The organism is uncultured Desulfobulbus sp., assembly GCF_963662935.2.
Taxonomy (GTDB): domain Bacteria; phylum Desulfobacterota; class Desulfobulbia; order Desulfobulbales; family Desulfobulbaceae; genus Desulfobulbus.
The window spans coordinates 3190450-3211690 of the sequence record NZ_CAXXTL010000002.1 but is presented as its reverse complement, the minus strand read 5'-3'; the positions used below and the strand labels follow the sequence as shown (position 1 = coordinate 3211690).

Here is a 21241-nt window from a genome sequence, read left to right as displayed (position 1 = left end):
CATGCCGATGCTTTGCTGCTTTCTCCTCGCGTTTTTCCCGGCAACCGCCTGGGCCGCCGAACCGCCGACCATGGCATCAGCGGTATTGCGTACGGCTTGGGCTCTGCTGGTAGTGGCCGGCCTGATCCTCGCCCTGTATGGATTGTCGAAAAAAAAGCTGTTCCAGGGAAGAATCAGCGGCAACGCCATTAAAATCATTGAATTGCGGCCGTTGCAGCCAAAATCGACGCTTGCGCTGGTTGAGGTTCGCGGCCGGGAATATCTCTTGGGCATCAGCACAGGCGGCATCCACCTGCTGGCAGATCTCGCCGGTGACGCCAGCACCCAGCACAAAGATTTCCCCACCCTCCTGGCGGAGCAGGAATGAAAAGGCTTATCCCCTGCCTCGGCCTATTCCTGCTGCTCGCGCCTGAGCTGGCGGCGGCTGTCAACTTGCCCACCCTCTCGCTTGGCATCAAGGAAGCAAACACCCCGGCCGAGGTCTCTACCGCACTCCAGGTCTTGCTCGTCATGACCATCCTCACCGTGGCTCCAGCCATCCTGCTGATGACCACGGCCTTCACCCGCATTGTTATCGTCCTAGGATTTGTCCGCCAGGCCATGGGCACCCAGAACACCCCGCCCAATCAAGTGTTGTTGGGACTGGCCCTGTTTCTCACCTTTTTCGTTATGGCGCCGACCTTCAACAGCATCAACACCCAGGCCCTGCAACCCTACATGCAGGAAAAAATTACCCAGCAGCAGGCCCTGGAACGATCAGTTGAGGTGATGCGCGAATTTATGTTTTCCCAGGTTCAGGAAAGCGAACTGCAGCTGCTCATCGACATCACCAAAGAACAACAACCAGCCAATAAGAAAGAGGTTTCGTCATCGATCCTTATTCCAGCCTTCATGCTCTCGGAACTCAAACGCTCCTTCCAGATGGGTTTCATGATCTATGTTCCCTTCCTGGTCATCGACATGCTGGTGGCCTCGGTGCTGATGGCCATGGGCATGATGATGTTGCCGCCCGTTGTCATCTCCCTACCCTTTAAGCTCCTCCTGTTTGTGCTTGTTGACGGCTGGCAACTGGTCGTCGGTTCGCTGGTTAAAAGTTTCGGTTGACCCCTAACCCTTTTCCCCCACGAGGAACGCCATGACCCCGGAAGACGTCATCCATCTCGGCAAGAAGGCCGTGGAAACCGTTCTTCTCACTTCAGCTCCTATGCTCCTCGCCGCCATGGTGATCGGCTTGGTGATCAGCATCTTTCAGGCCGCCACCCAGATCAACGAACAAACCATGACTTTTATCCCCAAGATCGTCGCGGTCTTTGTCACATTACTGATCTTCGGCCCCTGGATCATGGACCTGCTGATCACCTTCACCACCGGCATCATCACGCAAATCGCCACGATCGGCCGATAAGGTTTAGAGCGAGAACAATCATGGACCTGCCGTTTGTTCCCTTGCAGCAGTTTCAGGATTTCCTCCTCTGCCTGGCCCGGGTCATTGCCCTGGTGGCCGCCATTCCCGCCTTTGCCGGCAGCCAGATCGCCGGAAGAATCAAGATCGGCCTGGCCGTGATGACCAGTCTGCTGCTTTTCCCAGCCATGGCCCCCTACACCCCCAAGGTAGCCTTTACCCTGACCGGGTTCGGTCTGTTAATCGTCAACGAGGTGCTGGTGGGGGTCATGATCGGCCTGGTGACCCAGATGGTCTTTGCCGCGATCAGTTTCGGCGGCACGGTCATCGGGTATCAGATGGGCTTTGCCGCCGCCAACATTTTTGACCCGCAAACCACCCAGCAGCTCTCGCTCATGAGCCAGTTCGTCAATATCCTTGCCCTTTTGGCTTTCCTTGCCCTGGACATACATCACTTCTTTTTCCGTGCCATCGTCGAATCCTACACACTCCTGCCGCCAGGGTATCTTGATTTCTCCCAAGGTGCGGTCCAGGAACTGATGCGCCTGGCCAGTCACATGTTCGTCCTCGGGGTCAAATTCAGCGCCCCAATCCTGGCCCTCCTCCTGATCACCAACCTGGTGCTGGGTATCCTTGCCCGGGTCTTTCCCCAACTCAATGTCTTCATGCTCTCCTTTCCCCTGAACATCGGCATCGCCTTCCTTGTCATCTCCCTGACACTCGGAGGCACCTTTTCCGTTCTGCGCCGTGAATTTGACACCATGGGCGAGAATATCCTCAACATTCTGCATTTACTCAAATAAGTATTGGCATACCCCTCCCTATCTCCAACCTGACCAACTGCCTGTCCCCCAGCTTTCAGGTCTGGTAATTGCAAAAATGCTGCTAAGAAAGGCCGTTGCATGTGAACAGCGGCCCACCTTGCCGATTAACCGTCATTCGCGCCGCCGAATGACCTTCAAGGTTGTTGACTATGGCCGAAGAAAGCAGCTCCGGAGAACGGACCGAAACCCCCTCGGCGAAACGCCGGGCCGATTTTCGCAAAAAAGGCCAGGTAGTCCAAAGCCGCGAAGTGCAGACAGCAGCCATGTTCACCCTGCTGCTGTTGTTCTGGATGTTTTTTGCCCCGATCTTCTGGGAAAAAGTCCAGCAAATGATCACGGCCATCTGGCGGACCAGTGGCGAGTACGCAATCACCACCAGCTCGCTGATGCAACTGGCCTACTTTCTCGGCGCCAGCCTGGCCATGGCCTTAGCACCGCTGTTTTTAGTGACCATGATCGTTGGCTTTTTCTCCACTTTTCTCCAAATTGGCTGGCTCTTCACCACTGAGCCGCTGCTTCCCGATTTCGGTAAACTCGATCCGATCAAGGGCATGGCCCGTTTTATCTCCAAACGCTCCCTGGTCGAGGTTATCAAGTCACTGCTCAAGGTGGGGCTGATCGGCTGGATAGCCTACAAAACCGTCCAAGGTGAATTTCACCAGGCCCTACTCCTCACCGAAATGCCTGTCGATATGACTATCCTCTATCTAGCGAAAACCTCGGCCCTGGTTATGGCAAAAGTGGCGGCGATCATGATTGCGCTGGCCATTCTTGACTACGCCTTTGTCCGCTGGGAGATGGAGGAGAAAATGAAAATGACCAAACAAGAACAGAAGGAGGAGATGAAGGAGACCGAGGGCGATCCGCACATTAAGTCAAAAATCCGTTCCATCCAGCAACAGATGGCCCGGCGACGGATGATGGCCGCAGTCCCCAGTGCCGATGTGGTCATCACCAACCCCACCCATATTGCAGTGGCCCTCAAGTATGAGGCTGGCAAGATGGAGGCCCCAGTGGTCCTGGCAAAGGGCCAGGACCTGGTTGCGGAAAAAATCCGGGAAATCGCCCGAGAGCACCGCATCCCTCTGGTTGAAAACCCGCCAGTGGCAAGATTATTGCATTCCAAGGTGGAAGTGGGCCACTCTATCCCAGACGAGCTGTTCAAGGCAGTGGCGGAAATTCTGGCCTATGTCTATTCATTGAAAGGTAGGAGATAATGGAAGCAACAAGGATGCAGACGCTGTTTAGCCGGGTTTGGATAATGGACCTGCTACAGCAAAGCAATATCATGGCCTCGCTAGGGTTGATCGGCATCCTTATGATGATGATCGTCCCTCTGCCGGCCATGCTCCTTGACCTTTGCCTGTCGCTCAACATCACCATCGCCATCCTCATCCTCATCATCAGTCTCTACACGGAAAAGGCGGTTGAATTTTCCATCTTTCCTTCCATCCTCCTTATTACTACCCTCTTTCGTCTCGCCCTTAACGTCGCCTCAACCCGGCTGATCCTCCTCCACGGCAACGAGGGCATGCATGCTGCCGGTTCGGTGATAGAGGCCTTTGGCCAGTTTGTGGTCGGCGGTTCCTATGTGGTTGGTCTGGTTATTTTTGTAATTCTGGTCATTATTAACTTTATCGTCATCACCAAAGGTGCTGGCCGGATCGCTGAAGTGGCGGCGCGTTTTGCATTGGACGCCATGCCGGGCAAGCAGATGGCCATTGATGCCGATCTCAATGCCGGCCTTATCGACGAAACCACGGCCCGCAAACGGCGCGAAGAAATCTCCAACGAGGCCAATTTTCACGGAGCCATGGACGGAGCCTCGAAATTTGTCCGCGGCGACGCTATTGCCGGCATAATCATCACCATGATCAATATCGGTGCCGGTTTCATTATCGGCGTCCTCCAAAAAGGCATGCCGCTGGCCGAGGCTGCAAAAAACTACACCATCCTCACCGTCGGCGAAGGTTTGGTTGCCCAGGTTCCGGCGCTGATCATCTCCACTGCCGCCGGCATGCTGGTGACCCGCTCCGCTGGCCAAGAGGACTTCGGCGCCGAACTCAAAAACCAGTTCACCCGCTACGCCAAAGCCCTGTGGGTGGTGGCAGGGATTATTCTCGTTTTTGCCCTCATCCCCGGCATGCCCTTTCTGCCCTTTCTCGTCATTGCCTGCGCCCTTGCCTACACCGCCTATCATCTTGACAAGGCCGAAGCAGCTAAACAGCTCGAAGAAGCGGTGGTCGAACGGCCGCAACCGGTGGTCAAACCGGATCAGGATTACGAAAAGATGCTCAACGTCGACCTGATCGAACTCGAGGTCGGTTACGGCCTGATTCCCTTTGTTGATGCGGCCCAGGACGGTGAACTCCTCACCCGCATTCAATCGATCCGCAAGCAGTTTGCCCTGACCAGCGGTTTCATCGTGCCGCCGGTCCATATCAAAGACAACCTGCAACTCAACCCCAATCAGTACACCCTCAGCTTGAAGGGTGTGAATATCGCCACCGCCGAAATGATGCCCGGCTACTACATGGCCATGGATCCCGGCCTGGTGACGGAGACGATCAAAGGGCTACCCACCATGGAACCGGCCTTTGACCTGCCGGCCATCTGGATCACCGAAGACAAACGGGAGCGCGCCCAGATCGCCGGTTACACCGTGGTCGATTGCATCACGGTCATGGCCACCCACATCAGCGAGCTTATCAAGAAACATGCCCATGAACTGCTCGGCCGCCAGGAGGCCCAAACGCTGATCGACAACCTGGGTAAGAGCTATCCCAAGCTGGTCGAAGAACTGGTTCCCCATGTGCTCAATCTGGGTAATATCATGCGGGTCCTGCAGAATCTGCTTCGTGAAGGCATTTCCATTCGCGACCTCCGCTCCATCCTGGAAACTATGGCTGACTACGCCACTATGACCCAGGACACCGACATCCTCACCGAGTATGTCCGTCATGCCCTGTCGCGGTCGATCTCAGCCGCCCACGTCCAAAATGACGGTGTCATGCCGGTTATCACCATGGACCGCAAAGTGGAGGAGACTATTCAGACCGCCATCCAGCACCGTGAACGCGGCAGCTACCTGGCCCTGGATCCCAAAATTGCGCAAAAGATCCTCGATAGTCTCAACACCCTGCTGACCTCCTTTACCGGGGGACAGCAGCCGGTGTTGCTGGTGCTGCCGCAGATTCGCCCGCATGTCCGCCGCCTGACCGAACGCTACCTCCCCAACCTTTCGGTGCTGTCGCATAACGAGATCACCTCGCAAATCCGCATTCAATCCATCGGAACGGTGACCATCAATGCAAGTTAAGGTTTTTGAAGCAAAAGACATGGCCACGGGCCTGAAAATGGTCAAGGATGCACTCGGGCCAGATGCCCTTATCCTCTCGACCCGAACTATCCGCACCGGCAAATTAGGCATGCTCGGCAAACCGATGATGGAGATTACCGCCGCCGTTGATAACACCTGGCAGGAACCGAAAACAGCACCTGAACCTTCGCGAACGAGTTCGCATCGCTCCTGGCGGAACCAGCCGCCGGAACCGGTTGAGCACCAGCGCGACATTTCCTACGAGGAAATTTGGGCTCGGAACGAACCGGAATCGCAGGCGAACCCATCGTCTTCCCGCCGGGAACCTGCACCGGCGGACCAGAATATCCAGAACGAACTGGCGGAACTGCGTTCTCTCGTCAACGGGCTGTCCAACCGGATCACCGGAATTGCCCCCTCCACCCTGCGCACACCCTACGTTGAGCCCGAATTTGCCGCTCCCACCAGCAACAACGGCCCCCTTGACCCGGTGACCGGGTACCTCACCGGCTACGGCATCAACCAGGAAACAGCCCAGGTGGTGGCCCGGTTTACCCGCGACGCCATTGAGAAAACCCGCAATCTTGACAATGAGGATCTGGCTGCAATTCTCAAAGCCGCTATTGCTCGTCTTTTCACCACGGAGAAGCTGCTCGATGGTCGATTGACCCGCCAGCGGCGCCTCAGCCTGATCGGCCCCACCGGCGTGGGCAAGACCACTACTCTAGCCAAGATCGCCGCTCATTACCTCAGTCGTTATGGTGGTCGCATCGGCCTGATTACCATCGACACCTACCGCATCGCTGCCGTTGAGCAGATCAAGGTCTACGGCGAGATCATGCGATTGCCGGTGGAAGTGGTGATCAATCCCCGTGAATTGGAACTGGCTTTGGACAAATTCCGCGACTACGATCTGGTCCTCATTGACACCGCCGGCCGCAGTCCTAGAAACGGGCTCGATATCCAAGAATTGGCCGGATTCCTCCATCCCCAGCTGGGCATCGAAAACAATCTCCTGCTGTCGGCCACCACCAGGGAGCGGGAACTTGAAGAAACCATTAAGCGTTTTTCTCTCCTACCGATCAGCAATTTCATCTTCAGCAAGATCGACGAATGCGACCAATTGGGCGTATTGCTCAACATCCATTATAAAAACGACACCCCGATCTCTTTTCTCACCAACGGCCAGAGGGTTCCGGAGGATCTGCTCATGCCCTCGCCGACCGATATCGCAGGCCTCATCATGAATGACCACGGGAACCTGAAGCATGGCTGACCAAGCACTCCAACTCGCAGACCAGGCAGGCACCTTGCGGGCCATGAACAATCCGGAACAAACGGAGAAGAGGGTCGGAACGACCACCACCCGGGTTTTTTCCATCACCAGCGGCAAAGGCGGCGTCGGCAAAACGGCGGTCGTTGCCAACCTGGCGGTGCTGCTCGCCCGCATGGGCAAACGTGTCCTGATCCTTGACGCCGATCTCGGACTGGCCAATATCGATGTCGTCTTCGGGCTGGCGCCGGGCCATAACCTCAACCACTTTTTTACTGGCGAACATGGATTGGAGTCGATTCTTACCGACGGCCCCGAAGGCATTAAAATCCTGCCGGCTGGTTCAGGGGTGCAGCGTTTCACCCGGCTTGATTCCCAGCAGAAGATGCGGCTTCTCGAAGGGCTCGACACGATGAACAACGATTTCGACTTTGTGCTCATCGACACCGAGGCCGGCATTTCCGAAAATGTCACCTATTTCAACACCGCTGCCCAGGAGATCCTGGTGGTGACAACGCCGGAACCAACCGCGATCACCGATGCCTACGCCCTGATGAAGCTGCTCTCAAACCAGTACCACGAAAAACACTTCAACCTGATCGTCAATTTCATTAGGAACGAGGAAGAAGCCCTGGATGTCTATCGCAAACTCACCATGGTGGCCAACCGCTACCTGGACATCTCAATCGATTACATCGGCTCGATCCCCCGTGACAAACTTATGGTGGACGCCATCCGCAAGCAAAAGACACTGGTGCAGCTCTTCCCCGACAGCCGGACCAGCCATGCTTTCGAAGCTCTGGCCCGCACCATTGTGCAGGAGCCCCAGAACCTGGAACCCAAGGGATCGATCCAATTTTTTTGGAAACGGCTGCTGGAATTCGGCGCCAAATAAATTATGTGCCCCGACACTCTGTCCTCTGACAACAAATGATCGCTATGTATCCTCCGGTGCAGCCCCTTGATGACCGTTCACAGTTGATCCGGGAGAATATGCCCCTGGTCGAACTGGTCGTGCAACGCATGGTCCCTCAGGTGCCGAGTTTCATGACTAAGGAAGACATGATCAGCGCGGCCATGGTTGGTCTAATTGACGCCGCCAATAAATTCGATCCCGCCAAGGGCGTCAAGTTCAGGACTTTTGCCGAATACCGGGTGCGCGGCGCTATTCTCGATGAGATGCGCAAACTCGACTGGTTTTCCCGTTCCATGCGTGACAAACAGAGCCAGTTGACCCAGACCATGCTCCGGTTGGAACGAAGGTTTGGCCGCTCTCCGGAAGAGGAAGAAATGGCCGCCGAGTTGACCATGACCATTGACGAATACCGCGACCTCCTCACCGAGGTCAGCCATCTCGGCTGCGTCAGCCTCCACGAAACCCTGGATCACTCGGAGGAAGGCAGAAGCTTTCTCGATAACCTGGAAGATATCGGCGGCCCGATGCCCTCCGATCTCCTCGAAAAAGAGGAAATGACCCGAATGATGGCCGAGATCCTTGAAGAGCTCTCGGAAAAAGAACGGCTGGTCATTGCCCTCTACTATTATGAGGAACTCACCCAGAAGGAAATCGCCGAGGTGCTCAGCGTTTCCGAAGGCCGGATTTCCCAGTTGCACAGCCAGGCCCTCCTGAAACTGCGGGTCAAACTGATCAATTCTGAACTGTACGAGCCCTAATTAAAAAAAAACATTGAGGACGATATGCCTACATTCACCCCTCTCATCATGGGCAGCGCCTTGGTCGTGATCGCTTTCTTTCTCTCAGCGCTCCTGCTGCTTGCCAAGCGCCAGCGCACAGAGCGACAACTGGAAACCCAAAGGATTCTGGCACTCCAACGCAAAATCGACGTCGCCCTCCGGGACGAAGGGTTTGAAACGACTCGGGAGGCCTTCAGCGTCAGCCTGAAAACCGCCAGTCTAACCACCGACTTGCAGCGGCCTCGAATGGAAAACATGGCTAAATTAGACAAAAAAACACCGGAGAAATACCGGATTCTCGGTCGACTGGCATCGCAAGGGATGGGTGCCGAAGAGATTGCGACCATCCTCGACATCTCCCAGGTTGAAGCCGGTCAATTACTCAGCCTGAGCAGCATGGCCAAATTCGGCCACTGAGAGGTCTCTGACAACACTTTGCCGTTAAGAAGCGCGTCAAGAAGACCGACAAGAAAATAAACCCTACTCAACCTGAAACACACCAATACGGAGCCCCATGGTCTCGGGAAAATACAGTGCCCTCAGTGGAGCAGTAGCCAGAGAACAGGCGATGAGCAATCTCGCCGCCAATTTGGCCAATGTCAACACCACAGGATTCAAGAAGGATCGGATCAGTTTTTCCGCCATGTTAAAGGGCGCCAAACAGACAAGTGAGACCCAGGGCATCAACTATGCGCGCATCCGCAAGATCGGCGCCGATTTCAGCCAAGGCGGCATGCAGACCACCGGCCGAAACCTGGATGTGGCCATTGACGGGCCCGGATTCTTGAAAGTCATGAAAAATGATGAAATCTTCTACACTCGGGCCGGACGGTTGATGCTCGACAGCAACGGCATGGTCAAAACCGAAGACGGCTTCACCGTCCTCGGTGCCGGCGACACACCCCTGCAAATCGACACCTCGCTCGGTAAGGACATCGTCATTGCCGAATCCGGTGAGATCGCCGTCAACGGTACCCTTGCCGGCAGCCAGGTGCAGGTATTTTCCATTAAGGATCAGGACAAACTGGTCAAGGTGGGCCATTCGCTCTACAAGCTGGCCGAAGGCGACGCTCAACCCTTGACCGATTACCGCGTAATCCAGGGCAACCTGGAGGCCTCAAATGTCAACATGATGGAGGAAATGACGTCCATGATTGCCACCCAGCGAGCCTTTGAGGCGCACACCAAGGTAATAGAGAGTTATTCCCAACTCAGCCAAAAGCAAGATGAACTCGGATCGATAGGCTAACCGAACGTTATCGTCGATCCGCGCAATAAAAAAAACTCTCACGAGAGACATTCTATGCGATCACTCTGGACAGCAACCACCGGCATGTCGGCCCAAAATCTCAATATGGACGTCATTGCCAACAACCTGGCCAACGTTTCGACCTCGGGCTTTAAAAAGAGCCGGGCCGATTTCCAGGACTTGCTCTATCAGATCATGAAAGTACCTGGTTCTCCCACCTCAGCCGATACCAAATCGCCCACCGGTATTCAGGTGGGGCTCGGCGTTCAGCCCGGATCCGTCACCAAGGTGTTCACCGAGGGTGATATCGTGCAGACAGGAAACACCCTGGATGTGGCCATCGAGGGCGCCGGATTTTTCCAGGTGGCCATGCCCGACGGCAACACCGCCTATACCAGATCAGGTAATCTCAAGCTGGACGGCGAGGGCAGAATCACCACCTCCGACGGCTACCCCATCCAACCGGAGATCACTATTCCCGAAGATGCCCTGCAGGTAACCATTAGCCAGACCGGTGTGGTCAGCGCCATTGTCGGCGGCGACACGACCTCCACCGAACTCGGCAACATCGATCTGGCTGATTTTGTCAATGATGCCGGCTTGCTTGCCATCGGTAAAAACCTCTTCCGGGAGACCGAGGCTTCAGGCACGGCCCTAGTCGGCACACCGGGTGAGAATGGTATAGGCACCCTTTTGCAGGGCTATGTGGAAAATTCCAATGTCAACCTGGTTGAGGAACTGACCCAGATGATCTCGGCCCAACGCGCCTTTGAGATCAATTCCAAGGTGATCTCCACTTCGGACGAGATGATGCAGACTGTCACCAACATGGTGTAACTCTTTGAAGTATTGGCTGCCCCTTTCAATTCTCACCTGGTTCTTCATCCATCCGCTGATGGTGGCCGCCCAGATATCGGTCAATTTCCAAACCAATGTCGCTGTAGCTGGTCCCAAAATCGTCCTTGCCGATATCGCCGTCATCAAACCCCAGGGCAGCGAGGCTGAGGCCATTGGGCAACTACCTGTGGCTGCCGCGCCCGCCCCGGGAAAATCGAAAGAATTGTCCACGGTCTCGGTGATCAATTCCCTGCGCAACCGGCCGGAGGTGGCCGATGTTGACTGGCAAGGCAGCCAAACCATCGTGGTCCAGCGCAAAGGCAATACTCTCAACCAGGAGCAGGTGCAACAGATTATCACCGCCTATCTCAAGGAAAACACGGCCAATCTGCCCAAAGCAGAGATCCGTTTCACCGCGGTTCGTGCCCCGGAAGAACTGACGCTTCCAGCTGGAAAATTGAGTTGGAAGGTGACGCCCTCCCGACCTGGAATTATCGGCAGCAATGGTTTTTCCATCGCCTTGTTTGTTGACGGCAAACCCGCAGGCAACTGTGTCGTTCGTGGACGGTTGGAGGTCGTAGCCGAAGTGGCCGTCGCCGCAACACCGCTGCATAAGGGCGATGTCGTCACGGACGCAAGCATTGTTATGCAGCGCCAGGATATTGGAGGAACCGACAAACCGTTCATGGCCAAGGAGCAGCTCCTCGGGATGCAGATTGCCCGCACGGTCACCGCCGGAACGATTCTCAAGCAGGAGCACATCGTCTCGCCCCCCATCATTAAAGACGGGGAAATGATAAAAATTTTTGCCCGCAAAGGCGCTATGCAACTCTCCACCAGCGGTGTCGCCAAAACTGAAGGCCGACTGGGCGAAATCATCTCGGTAAAAAACATCAGTTCCAATAAAATAATTCAATGCCGGGTCGAGGGACCTGGCGCTGTTTCCGTGGAGTTTTAATGATGCAATGCTATTCCGCCTTCCTTCATTTCCAGTGGCCTCTCGCGGCAACTGATCGAAAAAAGGCGCTTCTTTTCCTGGTGTTGACATGTATCCTCACCCTGACCGGTTGTGCGCAACCCAGTCAGGAGGTAACCAATATCGAACCGCTAGAGGAGCCGATTGCCGCCAACCCCAAGCCACAGTCCCCCGGGACCCTGTGGAACGGAGACGAAGGAAACTGGCTGGCGGATGTCAAGGCGCGCCGAGTCGGTGATATTGTCACGGTCATCATCAAGGAGCAGGCCAAGGCCTCCAAGCAGGCGTCCACCGACACCACTCGTGATTCCAGCATTTCCGCTGGTATCTCCAGTTTTTTTGGACTGGAACAATCGGTTGCAGAAAAAAACTCTAACCTCAACCCAGCGTCCCTAATAGAGGCCAGTGCAGGTGATGCATTTTCAGGCAGCGGTAAGACCACCCGTTCGGAAGATCTGGTCGCCACCCTGACCACCCAGGTAGTCGAAGTCTACCCCAATGGGAATCTAAAAATACGGGGCGGAAAATCAGTGACCGTCAACAATGAAAACCAGATCATCTATCTCACTGGTATTGTCCGGCTCTACGACGTGACCGCAACCAATACTGTGGATTCGGGCAATATTCTCAATGCGCAGATCTCCTACACCGGCAAGGGTTCCATTTCCGACAAACAGAAACCCGGCTGGCTGATGCGGATTTTTGACAATACTTGGCCCTTTTAAGGACTGTTCGGAGCTTAACGTATGAAATATCGATTTTGCTTCACCGGTCTCCTTCTGCTGGCAGCACTGCTTTGCATGGCAGCACCTGTCAAGGCCACCCGCATCAAAGACCTCGCCAACATCGAGGGCGTCCGCGACAATCAGTTGATGGGCTACGGCCTGGTCATCGGTCTCAATGGCACCGGTGATGACATAAAAAAATCCATCTTCACTAAACAGGCTATCATCAACATTATCAAACGGATGGGTATGGCTCTGCCCGAAGCAACGTTCCAGCAAATAAAAACAAAAAATGTGGCGGCGGTGATGGTCACTTCCCAATTGCCGCCCTTTGCCCGACCGGGATCACCCATCGATATTCAGATATCTTCGATTGGCGACGCCTCCAGCCTTTCCGGCGGCACCCTGTTGATGACGCCGCTGAAAGGGCCTGATGGCAGCACCTATGCCGTTGCCCAGGGACCATTGGCAGTGGGTGGCATCTCTTTCGGCGGCAAGGCAGCCAAAGCCCAGAAAAATTTCACCACCTCGGGCCGCGTCACCGGCGGAGCAATCGTCGAACGTGCCGTCAATTACGCTCTACCCTCCTCCGGTAATATTCTCTTTCAGTTGCGAGAAACCGATTTTACCACCGCATCACGCATGGCTGATGCTATCAACGGCCATTTCGGGGCCGGCACGGCCAAATCAATAGACTCCCGAACCGTCAGCGCAGTCAAGCCGGTTGGCTTCCAAGGCGACATGGTCACCTTTATCTCTGATCTTGAGAGCATTGAAGTGGCACCGGATGGACCTGCAAAAATCGTGGTGAACGAACGCACCGGCACCATCGTCATGGGACAGGATGTCCGCATCTCAACGGTGGCGGTCTCGCACGGCAACCTGAACCTGGTTATTTCCGAATCGACTGAGGTCAGCCAACCTAATCCGCTGGCAGCCGGAACAACCGTCGCAACAACTAAAACGACCTTGAGTGCAGTCGAAGAGGAAGGGAACCTGGTGGTGCTTCCCATGGGAATCAACCTCGGTGAAATCGCCCGGGCCCTCAACGCCATCGGCGCCACACCACGGGATCTGATTGCTATTTTCCAGGCAATCAAGGCAGCAGGGGCGCTTCAGGGTGAGTTGGTTATTCTCTAAGCTGACCAGCTCCTGTCCATTCAACACCTCCATTATCGGCGATCATATGAAAACAAATCTTGATGCCAACCTGCTGGTCAGCACAACCAAGCAAACCCCAGACACCCGACGCGGTCAAAAGGACAAGGCGGCTCTAAAAAAATCCTGTGAGGATTTTGAGGCCATCTTCGTTCAATCCCTGTTCAAGGCCATGCGTAAAACCGTTCCCGAAAGTGGCCTCTTCGAAAAAAGCACCTCCACTGAGACCTTTCAGGATATGCTCGATCAGGAAATCGCCTCGAAAATATCGCGGAAACAAAGCGTCGGTCTCGCCGACCAGATGTATCGCCAGATGGAAAAGAACCTCACCTCCAAAAAATAACATCCCTCCCACTTCTTTTTTTCAAAAAAAATTCTTTTTTCTGTAAAGTTTTTCTCAACCGCTACCGATACAGTGTCAACAGGAAGAAAAACACCTGTTGAAAGTGGGCCAGGATGGCCCAAAAACACTGCAGGGAGGCAGAAAAACAATGGTCGCAAACATCAGTCCCAACCAGATTCACAACACGCTTCTCTCCTACCAGAGTTCCAGCCTGGAGGTGTCAACGGTGTCCAGATCCGCTAAAAACGGGGTACAGACAACAACTTCCGACACGATCAGCCTGCGAAGCGAATCCACCACGGCCGTTACCTACTCCGGCAACTTAAAGCTCAGTGCCGGCGACGAGGCCAAATTTGGAATGTTGCGAAACTTGGTGGCCAACCTGCTGCAAGAACAAGGCGTCAACACCAAGATAGCTGTCGGCGAAGGTGAAATCGACATCGCCGCCATCACTCCCACGGAAGCTCAAAAACTGGTCAGTGAAGACGGCTATTTTGGCGTAAAACAGACATCCGAGCGGCTCTTTCAGTTAGCCGTGGGTATTGCCGGCGGAGATCCTTCTCGCATCGATGCGATCAAGGAAGGAATCGACAAAGGGTTTGCCGAGGCAAAAAAAGCCTTCGGCGACTGGTTGCCCGACATCTCCTACGACACCTACGATGCAGTGATGAAAAAGCTCGATGACTGGGTGGCAGAAGCCAAGACGGTGGCCTGATATTTTATCTTAAGGTGAACGAGATGACTGTAGAATTCTTTGGAGTACGGGGCATGGGACAGATAGGTGGTCTCAATAAAATCGGCCAGGCCGGTGACGCGCAGAAAACATCGAAGAGCGAAGGCAAGGAAGGCCTCTCTTTCTCTTCGGCTCTGCAAGGTGCAACCGCAACTCAGGCCGCCGGAAAAACTGAAGACGCTGACCGCGCCGCCCGTGTGCAGGAACTGAAGGCACAGGTGAGCAGTGGCCAATACGAGCCGGATCTGAATAAGGTTGCTTCCAGCTTGCTGCGCTTCCTTGTTGAAGGTTGATGAACATGGACCGTGAAACCGTCAAGGAATTACTCTTGCAGTTGCGCGACGCCATCCGCGACGAACGCGAGCACGCCAAAGCTCTTGATCTTGCCGCCATGATAGTGGACGTCAAACGCAAGGAAGCTATACTCCGGGCGCTCAATTCGGTGGAAACGCTGCACCCGGATGACCAACAATTTGCCAGAGAGATTCGTCAGGAAAACCGGCGTAATGCCTTTCTCTTCCGTGCAACCCTGAACTGGATCCAAGACACCATGGAATTTTTTGGCCGCAAGACCGTACCGGTTACGTACAGCCAGCGGGGCCTTTCGCAAAACACCACCATTAACGGACGACTTCTCTCCGGACGAATCTGACAGACCCGCTCTTTCCTTCGCTTCCCCTTCTTCGTATTCCACCGACCACCCCCGCGTGGGTGTTTTTCTTTATACCCCCTTTATCATTCCCCAGTTTTCTGCCAGCCGCAACCGCCTTAAGATTCTTGTCGCTGCAGCTAAACTCGACCCCTTATTCTGCCGATAGTAACATAACGTAACAGTGTGTTACCGCAGCATGACCATGCCGCACCCGCAAAGACCATTGCCCTCTTTCGGGACAGCCATCGGAACGACAGGGACAGAAAAGCACCATGACAAGCCTCCTCAACGCTTTAAATTCCGGCAAAACCAGCCTGCTGACCAATCAGAAATCGATTGAGATAGTCGGTAACAATATTGCCAACGTCAACACCGAGGGCTATTCCCGGCAGCGCGCCGAGCTGATGCAGATCCCGGCAGTCAACTTTGGCGATTTCTTCATCGGCCAAGGCGTAGCCGTTTCCGACGTCAGCCGCGACTACAGCCTCTTCATCAGCCGCCAACTGCAGAGCAAATCCATCGAATTCGGCGTGGAAACAGGCAAATCTGGATCTCTGACCGAGATGGAAAGGATCTTTAACGTTTCCGAGGACAATCTTGCCTCGCAGATCAACGATTTTTTCGACGCCTGGCAGGAACTGACTACCAACCCCAGTGGTCAAGTGGAACGCGATGTGGTTATGCAGCGGGGACAACTGCTGGGCGAAGCCTTTAGCAGCATCACCGATCAACTGGATACGGTGGCGCAGAACATGAACACCGAGATCATTTCCGAAGTTGAAACGCTCAATGAAAAAATAGCCGAGGTCGCCAGGCTCAACGACCGGATCAACCTGGTAGAGATCTCCGGACAAACAGCCAATTCCGCCCGCGACCAGCGTGATCTTATCATCAAGGATCTCTCGGAAACCCTTGGCGTCCAGACTTATACCGACAACAGGGGTATGCTGAACGTTCAGTTGCCCGGCGGCATGCCGCTTGTTCAAGGCGGTATTGCCGCAACTATCAGTACCGTGCCCACCGGTACCGACGTTAACCTCCAGCTGCAGATTGCCGGATCGACGCTTGACATTCCTCTCGAAAATCTCGGCGGGAAATTTAAGGGCATGTTCGAGATGCGCGATGTCTTTATGGCCGATCTGCGTAACGACCTCAACACTTTGGCTGTCGACCTGACTGATGCGGTCAATTTGGAGCATTCTGGTGGCTATGGCTCGGATGGCTTACAAAGAAATTTTTTCCTGGATATGGCGACGTTAGGGCCAACAGATGTACCAAGCCGTAATGTCCGGGTTATCCTCACCGACGCCTCCCAGGTGGCTGCCGCTGGCAATATCGAAGCCGCCCCGGGTGACAACGAGGCGGCGTTGCGCATTGCCCAGCTGGAGGTTACCCATAGAGTCGGGACCACCAACGACACCTTCGACAATTTTTTCAGCCAGATGGTGGCTACCGTCGGCATTGAAGCCTCCCGCAACGACCTGGCACTTTCAGGCGCGAAAGATGCGACCATCCAGCTTCAAAATCTGCGAGATGGCTATTCCGGGGTGTCCCTGGAGGAAGAGATGATCGATCTCATCCAATACCAGCGCGGTTTCGAATCCTCGGCCAAGTTTCTTTCCACTGTTGACGAAATGATGAATGCACTCCTCCAGCTCAAGGGATAAGCTATGAAAGCTACACAGGGAACCACCTACAGGATGTTGAGTTCGCGCCTCAATGATGTATCGAACGACTTGGAAAGACTTCGAATCATCGGAGCAACGGGAAAGAAACTCAACAAACCCTCGGATGATCCTGCTTCGATTCGTCCGGTACTTAACACCCGAAAACAGCTCTCCAATGTCGACCGCTATACGGAAACCATGGGTAAATCACTTGACACCATGCAGTCCACCGATGGTCATCTTGAGCATGTGGAAAACATCATGCAGCGGGCCAAGGAAATTATGACCAATTCAATCAACGGGACCTTGAGTACCGAAGATCGAACGACATTGGCTGATGAACTTTCCCTGCTTCGCCAAGAACTTCTTGATGCCGCCAATGGAACCGTTGACGGTAAATATCTTTTTGCAGGCTATCAGGAGGACAGTAAACCCTTCATACAGAATTCAGGCTATACAACTCTTGGTTATGATCCCACCAATTCCAACACTTGGCCAGTTTTATACCAAGGTGATGGAAATGCGACCTTACTGGAAATTTCAACTGGCGAAACGATGCAGGTTAACCTGACAGGCAACGATCTTTTTCTTGGGACATCAACCTGGGACCCGGCAAATCCAAACAGCATAGACGCGGGCAGGTTTGATCTTTTTTCCGAATTGACTCAGGCTGAAGAAGCTATCCGCACTAATGATCAGGGTGCCATGGAAACCAGCCTGGATGATCTTGAAGGGGCGGCCGAGCAAAACAGACGGCTCCGCTCACAACTTGGCAACAAGGCCAGCTTGGTGGAGACTGCCTTGGATACACAGAAAGGCGTGAAGATTGATCTTGAACAACTGCTTTCCCATTATGAGGACGCTGACGCGATAGAGTCTTTCAATGCCATCGTCCAACAGGAAACGGCATTGCAGGCAGCCCTCAGCGTCACTTCTAAGGTCTCACAACTTTCGATTCTCGATTACCTATGAAAGCGCCAACAGTTTAAAAACGCTTGCTTTTTCCTTTTCTTTACAGGATACTTTTAATAAGTAAATTGGTTTGAACCATGAGGTTCGCACTCTCCTAAATGCAGTTTTTATCAGTCTGATTTTTTTATTATTTTTCTATTTTTACCTCGGGTTTTATTGCCCGAAAGCTTATTAGGTGAAATTTATGCTGGTGCTGACCAGGAAGCCCGGTGAAGGTATCATCATCGGGGACAACATTACCATCAAGATTATTGAGATCAAAAGTGGTGGGATTCGAATAGGGATCGACGCGCCCAATGAAACCAAAATTTTTAGGCAAGAGGTGTATGAACGCATTCGAAACGAAAATATTGGGGCCACTCATTGGGACATTGCCGACCTTGAAACGCTCAGTGACACTCTTGCTACAAAGAAGGTGAAAAGATGAAAAAATTAACCTCTCGTTTCGGCGAGATAGAATATGACCCGCAGAATTCCATTCACTTTCCCGACGGCTTGATCGGATTTGAAACTCTTCATGATTTCATCGTCATACCCAACAGGAAAGAGGGTCCTCTTTTTTGGATTCAAAGCATCGACGACCCAGAAGTCGCCTTTATTGTCACTGACCCATCTAACTTTTTCCTGGAATACAAAGTATTGCCGGATAAAAACGAAATCGGCAAATTGGATATTCAATCCCCTGAGGATTGTTATGCTCTGAGTATCGTTACCGTTTCATCTGCTAAAGAAATTACCCTCAATCTTGTTGCTCCAGTTCTGTTTTCGCCGACATCAAATCGTGCCGTCCAGGTGATCCTTGAAGACACAAATTATGAAGTCAAAACACCACTGCCGAACTCTTGACCCCTGCAATCAGTTGTTTGAAAAAAATTTCATCGAGTACGGTAAATAATGGAAATTTCTTTACAGGGGCCTAAACAAAAAGAGTTCTTTTTAACAAACAATTTTGGCGACAGATATCTTCATAGCCTCAATCATAATTCCCTGAACCAAACAGGGGCAACATTGTTGCAACAGTCTAGGTTTGATCGACATTGTGCAACAAAAAACACCTTGTTCATCGTTATAGGAACAGACTCCGGAACATTACTGTCATTTCTTGCATCGAAAACTATCGCCTCTGGTTCGCAATTCATTCTCCTCGAACCTTCCATTATCTACCAAATAATTAACGAAGAGTATTCATCGCTGAACCTTCCTGAGAATATCGTCTTCGCTCCCTCTGAAGAATTCCAAGTTATTTCCGAATCAGTGGGGATCAACCGCTATTTTTATGCCGGCGAAGTTATTATAGCCAAATCTCTTGCCGCAGAATATGGCTTTCTGACGGATTACCACGAACTCTTTTTTAATATTCAAAATTTATGCACCCAGCAGCAATGGTTAGTGAATGTTCATCTGAAAGGACAGGCATTTATCCATGCGCAGCTTGAAAACCTGGCAGATAACATCGTCCCATCCACTATCCTGAAAGATTCCTTCACAGGGAAAACAGCAGTACTGCTTGCAGGAGGACCATCTCTTGACGATGTTCTCCCTTGGGCCATAGCCAACAGAGGATCACTGGTCATTCTTGCAGTTTCCAGAATCTGTCGGCGCTTGCTTGAAGTGAATCTAGCGCCCGATTTCATATTTTCCATTGACCCGCATCGCCTGAGTTTTGACGTCAGCGTGGAAATGCTTCGTTTTTGGAAAGAGTCTATATTTATACATGGATATCATGTATCCCCACTACTCCTAGGACAATGGCGAGGAAGAAGCATATTTCTAGGCAATAGATTTCCTTGGGAAACTGAGCTGAATAAACCAAGCCTTCCTATGGCCGGCCCGACGGTATCCAATATGGCACTTTCGGTGGCAACTGAAATGGGATTCAGCTGTATTGTATTGGCGGGATTAGATCTTTGCCATAGCAAGGATGGTTACACTCATGCATTAGGCAGTAATGAGCGAATTGCTGGGCCTCAACTCTGCGCAACTAGCCGGCAGGTAGTAACAAATGGTGGCTGGATGGCTGAAACAACCAGCGATTTTCTTTCAGCAATCAATATTATTGGTATTCAATCCCAGCATGCCCTCCAAAAAAATACCAAATTAATCAATCCTGCCAAAGGAGCTGCAAAAATAGATAACATTCTCCATGCTCCTCTTGAGGAAATAGTATTATCAGTTTTACATGAAAAACCAATAGATATAATCAATATTATATACCCTGATATATCAGAGGAAACAAGAAAAAGAGATCTTCATGCGGTAACTGATGAGCTTTCAAAGGCTAGGAAAAAGATCATTCAAATAGAAAAACTTACCAAAGAAGCCCTACACTGTAATGATGGTTTATTTGGCAGAAAAGGAAAAAAACAGAATTTTAAATACAAGAGGAAAATGGACAACATTGAGAATAAACTCAATACAATTTTTTCTTCCTACACGACCTTCTTGAAGAAGTATGCTGCCCATGAATTACTGCAAATAACAAAATTAGGAATGAACTATGACGACTTAACTGACAAAGAAATTGAAGAATCTGCAAACATTTATTACAAAAATTACAATAAAGCAGCAAAAGTATTAATTAGTAAAATTGATCATTCCATCAACAAAATACACGTAAGAACAGAAGAATACTCAACAGATACAGACATTAATGGGTTAGCGTTGCAGTGGGAAAAAGACGAACAACCAGGAAGGGCTTATATTTGGTTAGACAGATGCAATTTCACAGCACAAGATATTCCAGCAGAAAAAATAGAAGTTCTACAAAAATCTATAAAACTTTATGAAAAACAGTTTGTTAAAACTTTAACCTCACCACACATGAAGAGAAGCGTTGCTTTCGCATCACTTCAAGGGTTACGAGGGAAGTTACTTTTATATTTTAAAAACCTGAACGGAGAGTCACTTAAGAATATTCAACATTCTCTTGAAAAGCATGAAAATCCCCAAGCAAGGAAATATTTTCATCTCTGCTCTGGCTTGATTGCGGAACTAGACGAAAACATTGATCTGGCATTGGAGCAGTATCAATTCCTCCTAGACGAACAGGATGAGATCCTGCGGGAAGACGTACTACAAAGAATAGCCACTATCTGCCTCGCTAAAAACGACCACAAGAACAGTTTAGTTACCTTGGAGGCTTTGTCGAAAATATCCCCTTCCTACGTTATACATTACGGAGATCTTCTACGATTGACTGGGCAATCGCAAAAAGCTCTAACCACCTACCTCGATTATTTAGAAAAGGTTCCACAAAACACCATGGTGATGCTGAAGGTTGGTAATTATTTCAGAGAATTGAACATTAAGGAAGGCGCCAAAGGTATGTACGAACATGTTCTTCTCCTCGAACCGGACAATCAAGCAGCAAAACAATTATTACTTGAGCTAGACAGTTTCACCACACACTAACCATC

The 21241-nt window shown here is 52.1% G+C and carries 24 protein-coding genes; all 24 read left to right on the top strand.

Annotated elements, in window-relative coordinates; translation table 11 throughout:
• Window position 1: 1 nt before the first annotated feature.
• The 24 genes from ACHZCX_RS18560 (at window position 2) to ACHZCX_RS18445 (ending at window position 21236) form a co-directional block, all read left to right on the top strand.
• Entirely contained in the window at window positions 2–367 is a 366-nt protein-coding gene (locus ACHZCX_RS18560; RefSeq protein WP_319588681.1) for a flagellar biosynthetic protein FliO, read from the top strand.
• Window positions 364–1104, top strand: a complete 741-nt coding sequence (gene fliP, locus ACHZCX_RS18555) for a flagellar type III secretion system pore protein FliP (RefSeq protein ID WP_319588680.1) — start codon at window positions 364–366, stop codon at window positions 1102–1104. The genes ACHZCX_RS18560 and fliP overlap by 4 nt, the downstream gene beginning before the upstream one ends.
• 31 nt (window positions 1105–1135) lie before the next feature.
• On the top strand, window positions 1136–1405 hold the full coding sequence (gene fliQ / locus ACHZCX_RS18550; RefSeq protein ID WP_319588679.1) for a flagellar biosynthesis protein FliQ: 270 nt from the start codon (window positions 1136–1138) through the stop codon (window positions 1403–1405).
• 20 nt (window positions 1406–1425) lie between these two features.
• Entirely contained in the window at window positions 1426–2205 is a 780-nt protein-coding gene (gene fliR, locus ACHZCX_RS18545; protein ID WP_319588678.1) for a flagellar biosynthetic protein FliR, read from the top strand.
• Window positions 2206–2375: 170 nt separating this feature from the next.
• Entirely contained in the window at window positions 2376–3443 is a 1068-nt protein-coding gene (gene flhB, locus ACHZCX_RS18540; RefSeq protein WP_319588677.1) for a flagellar biosynthesis protein FlhB, read from the top strand.
• Window positions 3443–5545, top strand: a complete 2103-nt coding sequence (gene flhA, locus ACHZCX_RS18535; protein ID WP_319588676.1) for a flagellar biosynthesis protein FlhA — start codon at window positions 3443–3445, stop codon at window positions 5543–5545. Before flhB ends, flhA begins: the two co-directional genes overlap by 1 nt.
• Window positions 5535–6821: a flagellar biosynthesis protein FlhF gene (gene flhF, locus ACHZCX_RS18530; RefSeq protein ID WP_319588675.1), complete on the top strand. Its 1287-nt coding sequence runs from the start codon at window positions 5535–5537 to the stop codon at window positions 6819–6821. Before flhA ends, flhF begins: the two co-directional genes overlap by 11 nt.
• Window positions 6814–7713, top strand: coding sequence for a MinD/ParA family protein (locus ACHZCX_RS18525; protein WP_319588674.1), 900 nt, complete (start codon window positions 6814–6816; stop codon window positions 7711–7713). Before flhF ends, ACHZCX_RS18525 begins: the two co-directional genes overlap by 8 nt.
• Window positions 7714–7748: 35 nt before the next feature.
• Window positions 7749–8492, top strand: a complete 744-nt coding sequence (locus tag ACHZCX_RS18520) for a FliA/WhiG family RNA polymerase sigma factor (RefSeq protein ID WP_319588673.1) — start codon at window positions 7749–7751, stop codon at window positions 8490–8492.
• 24 nt (window positions 8493–8516) lie between these two features.
• Window positions 8517–8930 (top strand): hypothetical protein, encoded by a 414-nt coding sequence (locus ACHZCX_RS18515; protein WP_319588672.1) that lies wholly within the window; start codon window positions 8517–8519, stop codon window positions 8928–8930.
• 97 nt (window positions 8931–9027) lie between these two features.
• Window positions 9028–9762 carry a flagellar basal-body rod protein FlgF gene (flgF, locus tag ACHZCX_RS18510; protein ID WP_319588671.1) on the top strand — a complete coding sequence of 245 codons (735 nt, stop codon included), beginning with the start codon at window positions 9028–9030 and terminating at the stop codon, window positions 9760–9762.
• Window positions 9763–9816: 54 nt separating this feature from the next.
• The gene (flgG, locus tag ACHZCX_RS18505; protein WP_319588670.1) at window positions 9817–10599 is read left to right on the top strand and encodes a flagellar basal-body rod protein FlgG; all 783 of its coding nucleotides are present in this window, start codon (window positions 9817–9819) and stop codon (window positions 10597–10599) included.
• A 4-nt stretch (window positions 10600–10603) separates the two neighbouring features.
• Window positions 10604–11557 (top strand): flagellar basal body P-ring formation chaperone FlgA, encoded by a 954-nt coding sequence (flgA, locus tag ACHZCX_RS18500; RefSeq protein ID WP_319588669.1) that lies wholly within the window; start codon window positions 10604–10606, stop codon window positions 11555–11557.
• Window positions 11557–12300 (top strand): flagellar basal body L-ring protein FlgH, encoded by a 744-nt coding sequence (locus ACHZCX_RS18495; protein ID WP_319588668.1) that lies wholly within the window; start codon window positions 11557–11559, stop codon window positions 12298–12300. The genes flgA and ACHZCX_RS18495 overlap by 1 nt, the downstream gene beginning before the upstream one ends.
• A gap of 21 nt (window positions 12301–12321) precedes the next feature.
• Window positions 12322–13440, top strand: coding sequence for a flagellar basal body P-ring protein FlgI (locus ACHZCX_RS18490; RefSeq protein ID WP_319588667.1), 1119 nt, complete (start codon window positions 12322–12324; stop codon window positions 13438–13440).
• A 46-nt stretch (window positions 13441–13486) separates the two neighbouring features.
• Window positions 13487–13801 (top strand): rod-binding protein, encoded by a 315-nt coding sequence (locus ACHZCX_RS18485; RefSeq protein ID WP_319588666.1) that lies wholly within the window; start codon window positions 13487–13489, stop codon window positions 13799–13801.
• Between the two features lie 148 nt (window positions 13802–13949).
• Window positions 13950–14516 carry a hypothetical protein gene (locus ACHZCX_RS18480; RefSeq protein WP_319588665.1) on the top strand — a complete coding sequence of 189 codons (567 nt, stop codon included), beginning with the start codon at window positions 13950–13952 and terminating at the stop codon, window positions 14514–14516.
• A 53-nt stretch (window positions 14517–14569) separates the two neighbouring features.
• Complete coding sequence (gene flgM, locus ACHZCX_RS18475; RefSeq protein WP_319588664.1) at window positions 14570–14827, top strand: flagellar biosynthesis anti-sigma factor FlgM; 258 nt, start codon at window positions 14570–14572, stop codon at window positions 14825–14827.
• A gap of 5 nt (window positions 14828–14832) precedes the next feature.
• Window positions 14833–15186 (top strand): flagellar protein FlgN, encoded by a 354-nt coding sequence (locus ACHZCX_RS18470; protein ID WP_319588663.1) that lies wholly within the window; start codon window positions 14833–14835, stop codon window positions 15184–15186.
• A gap of 272 nt (window positions 15187–15458) precedes the next feature.
• Window positions 15459–16853, top strand: coding sequence for a flagellar hook-associated protein FlgK (gene flgK, locus ACHZCX_RS18465; protein ID WP_319588662.1), 1395 nt, complete (start codon window positions 15459–15461; stop codon window positions 16851–16853).
• Between the two features lie 3 nt (window positions 16854–16856).
• Window positions 16857–17825 (top strand): flagellar hook-associated protein FlgL, encoded by a 969-nt coding sequence (gene flgL / locus ACHZCX_RS18460; RefSeq protein WP_319588661.1) that lies wholly within the window; start codon window positions 16857–16859, stop codon window positions 17823–17825.
• Window positions 17826–18009: 184 nt separating this feature from the next.
• Entirely contained in the window at window positions 18010–18252 is a 243-nt protein-coding gene (gene csrA / locus ACHZCX_RS18455) for a carbon storage regulator CsrA (protein WP_319588660.1), read from the top strand.
• The gene (locus tag ACHZCX_RS18450; protein ID WP_319588659.1) at window positions 18249–18671 is read left to right on the top strand and encodes a flagellar assembly protein FliW; all 423 of its coding nucleotides are present in this window, start codon (window positions 18249–18251) and stop codon (window positions 18669–18671) included. Before csrA ends, ACHZCX_RS18450 begins: the two co-directional genes overlap by 4 nt.
• A gap of 48 nt (window positions 18672–18719) precedes the next feature.
• Window positions 18720–21236: a 6-hydroxymethylpterin diphosphokinase MptE-like protein gene (locus ACHZCX_RS18445; protein ID WP_319588658.1), complete on the top strand. Its 2517-nt coding sequence runs from the start codon at window positions 18720–18722 to the stop codon at window positions 21234–21236.
• Window positions 21237–21241 lie beyond the last annotated feature (5 nt).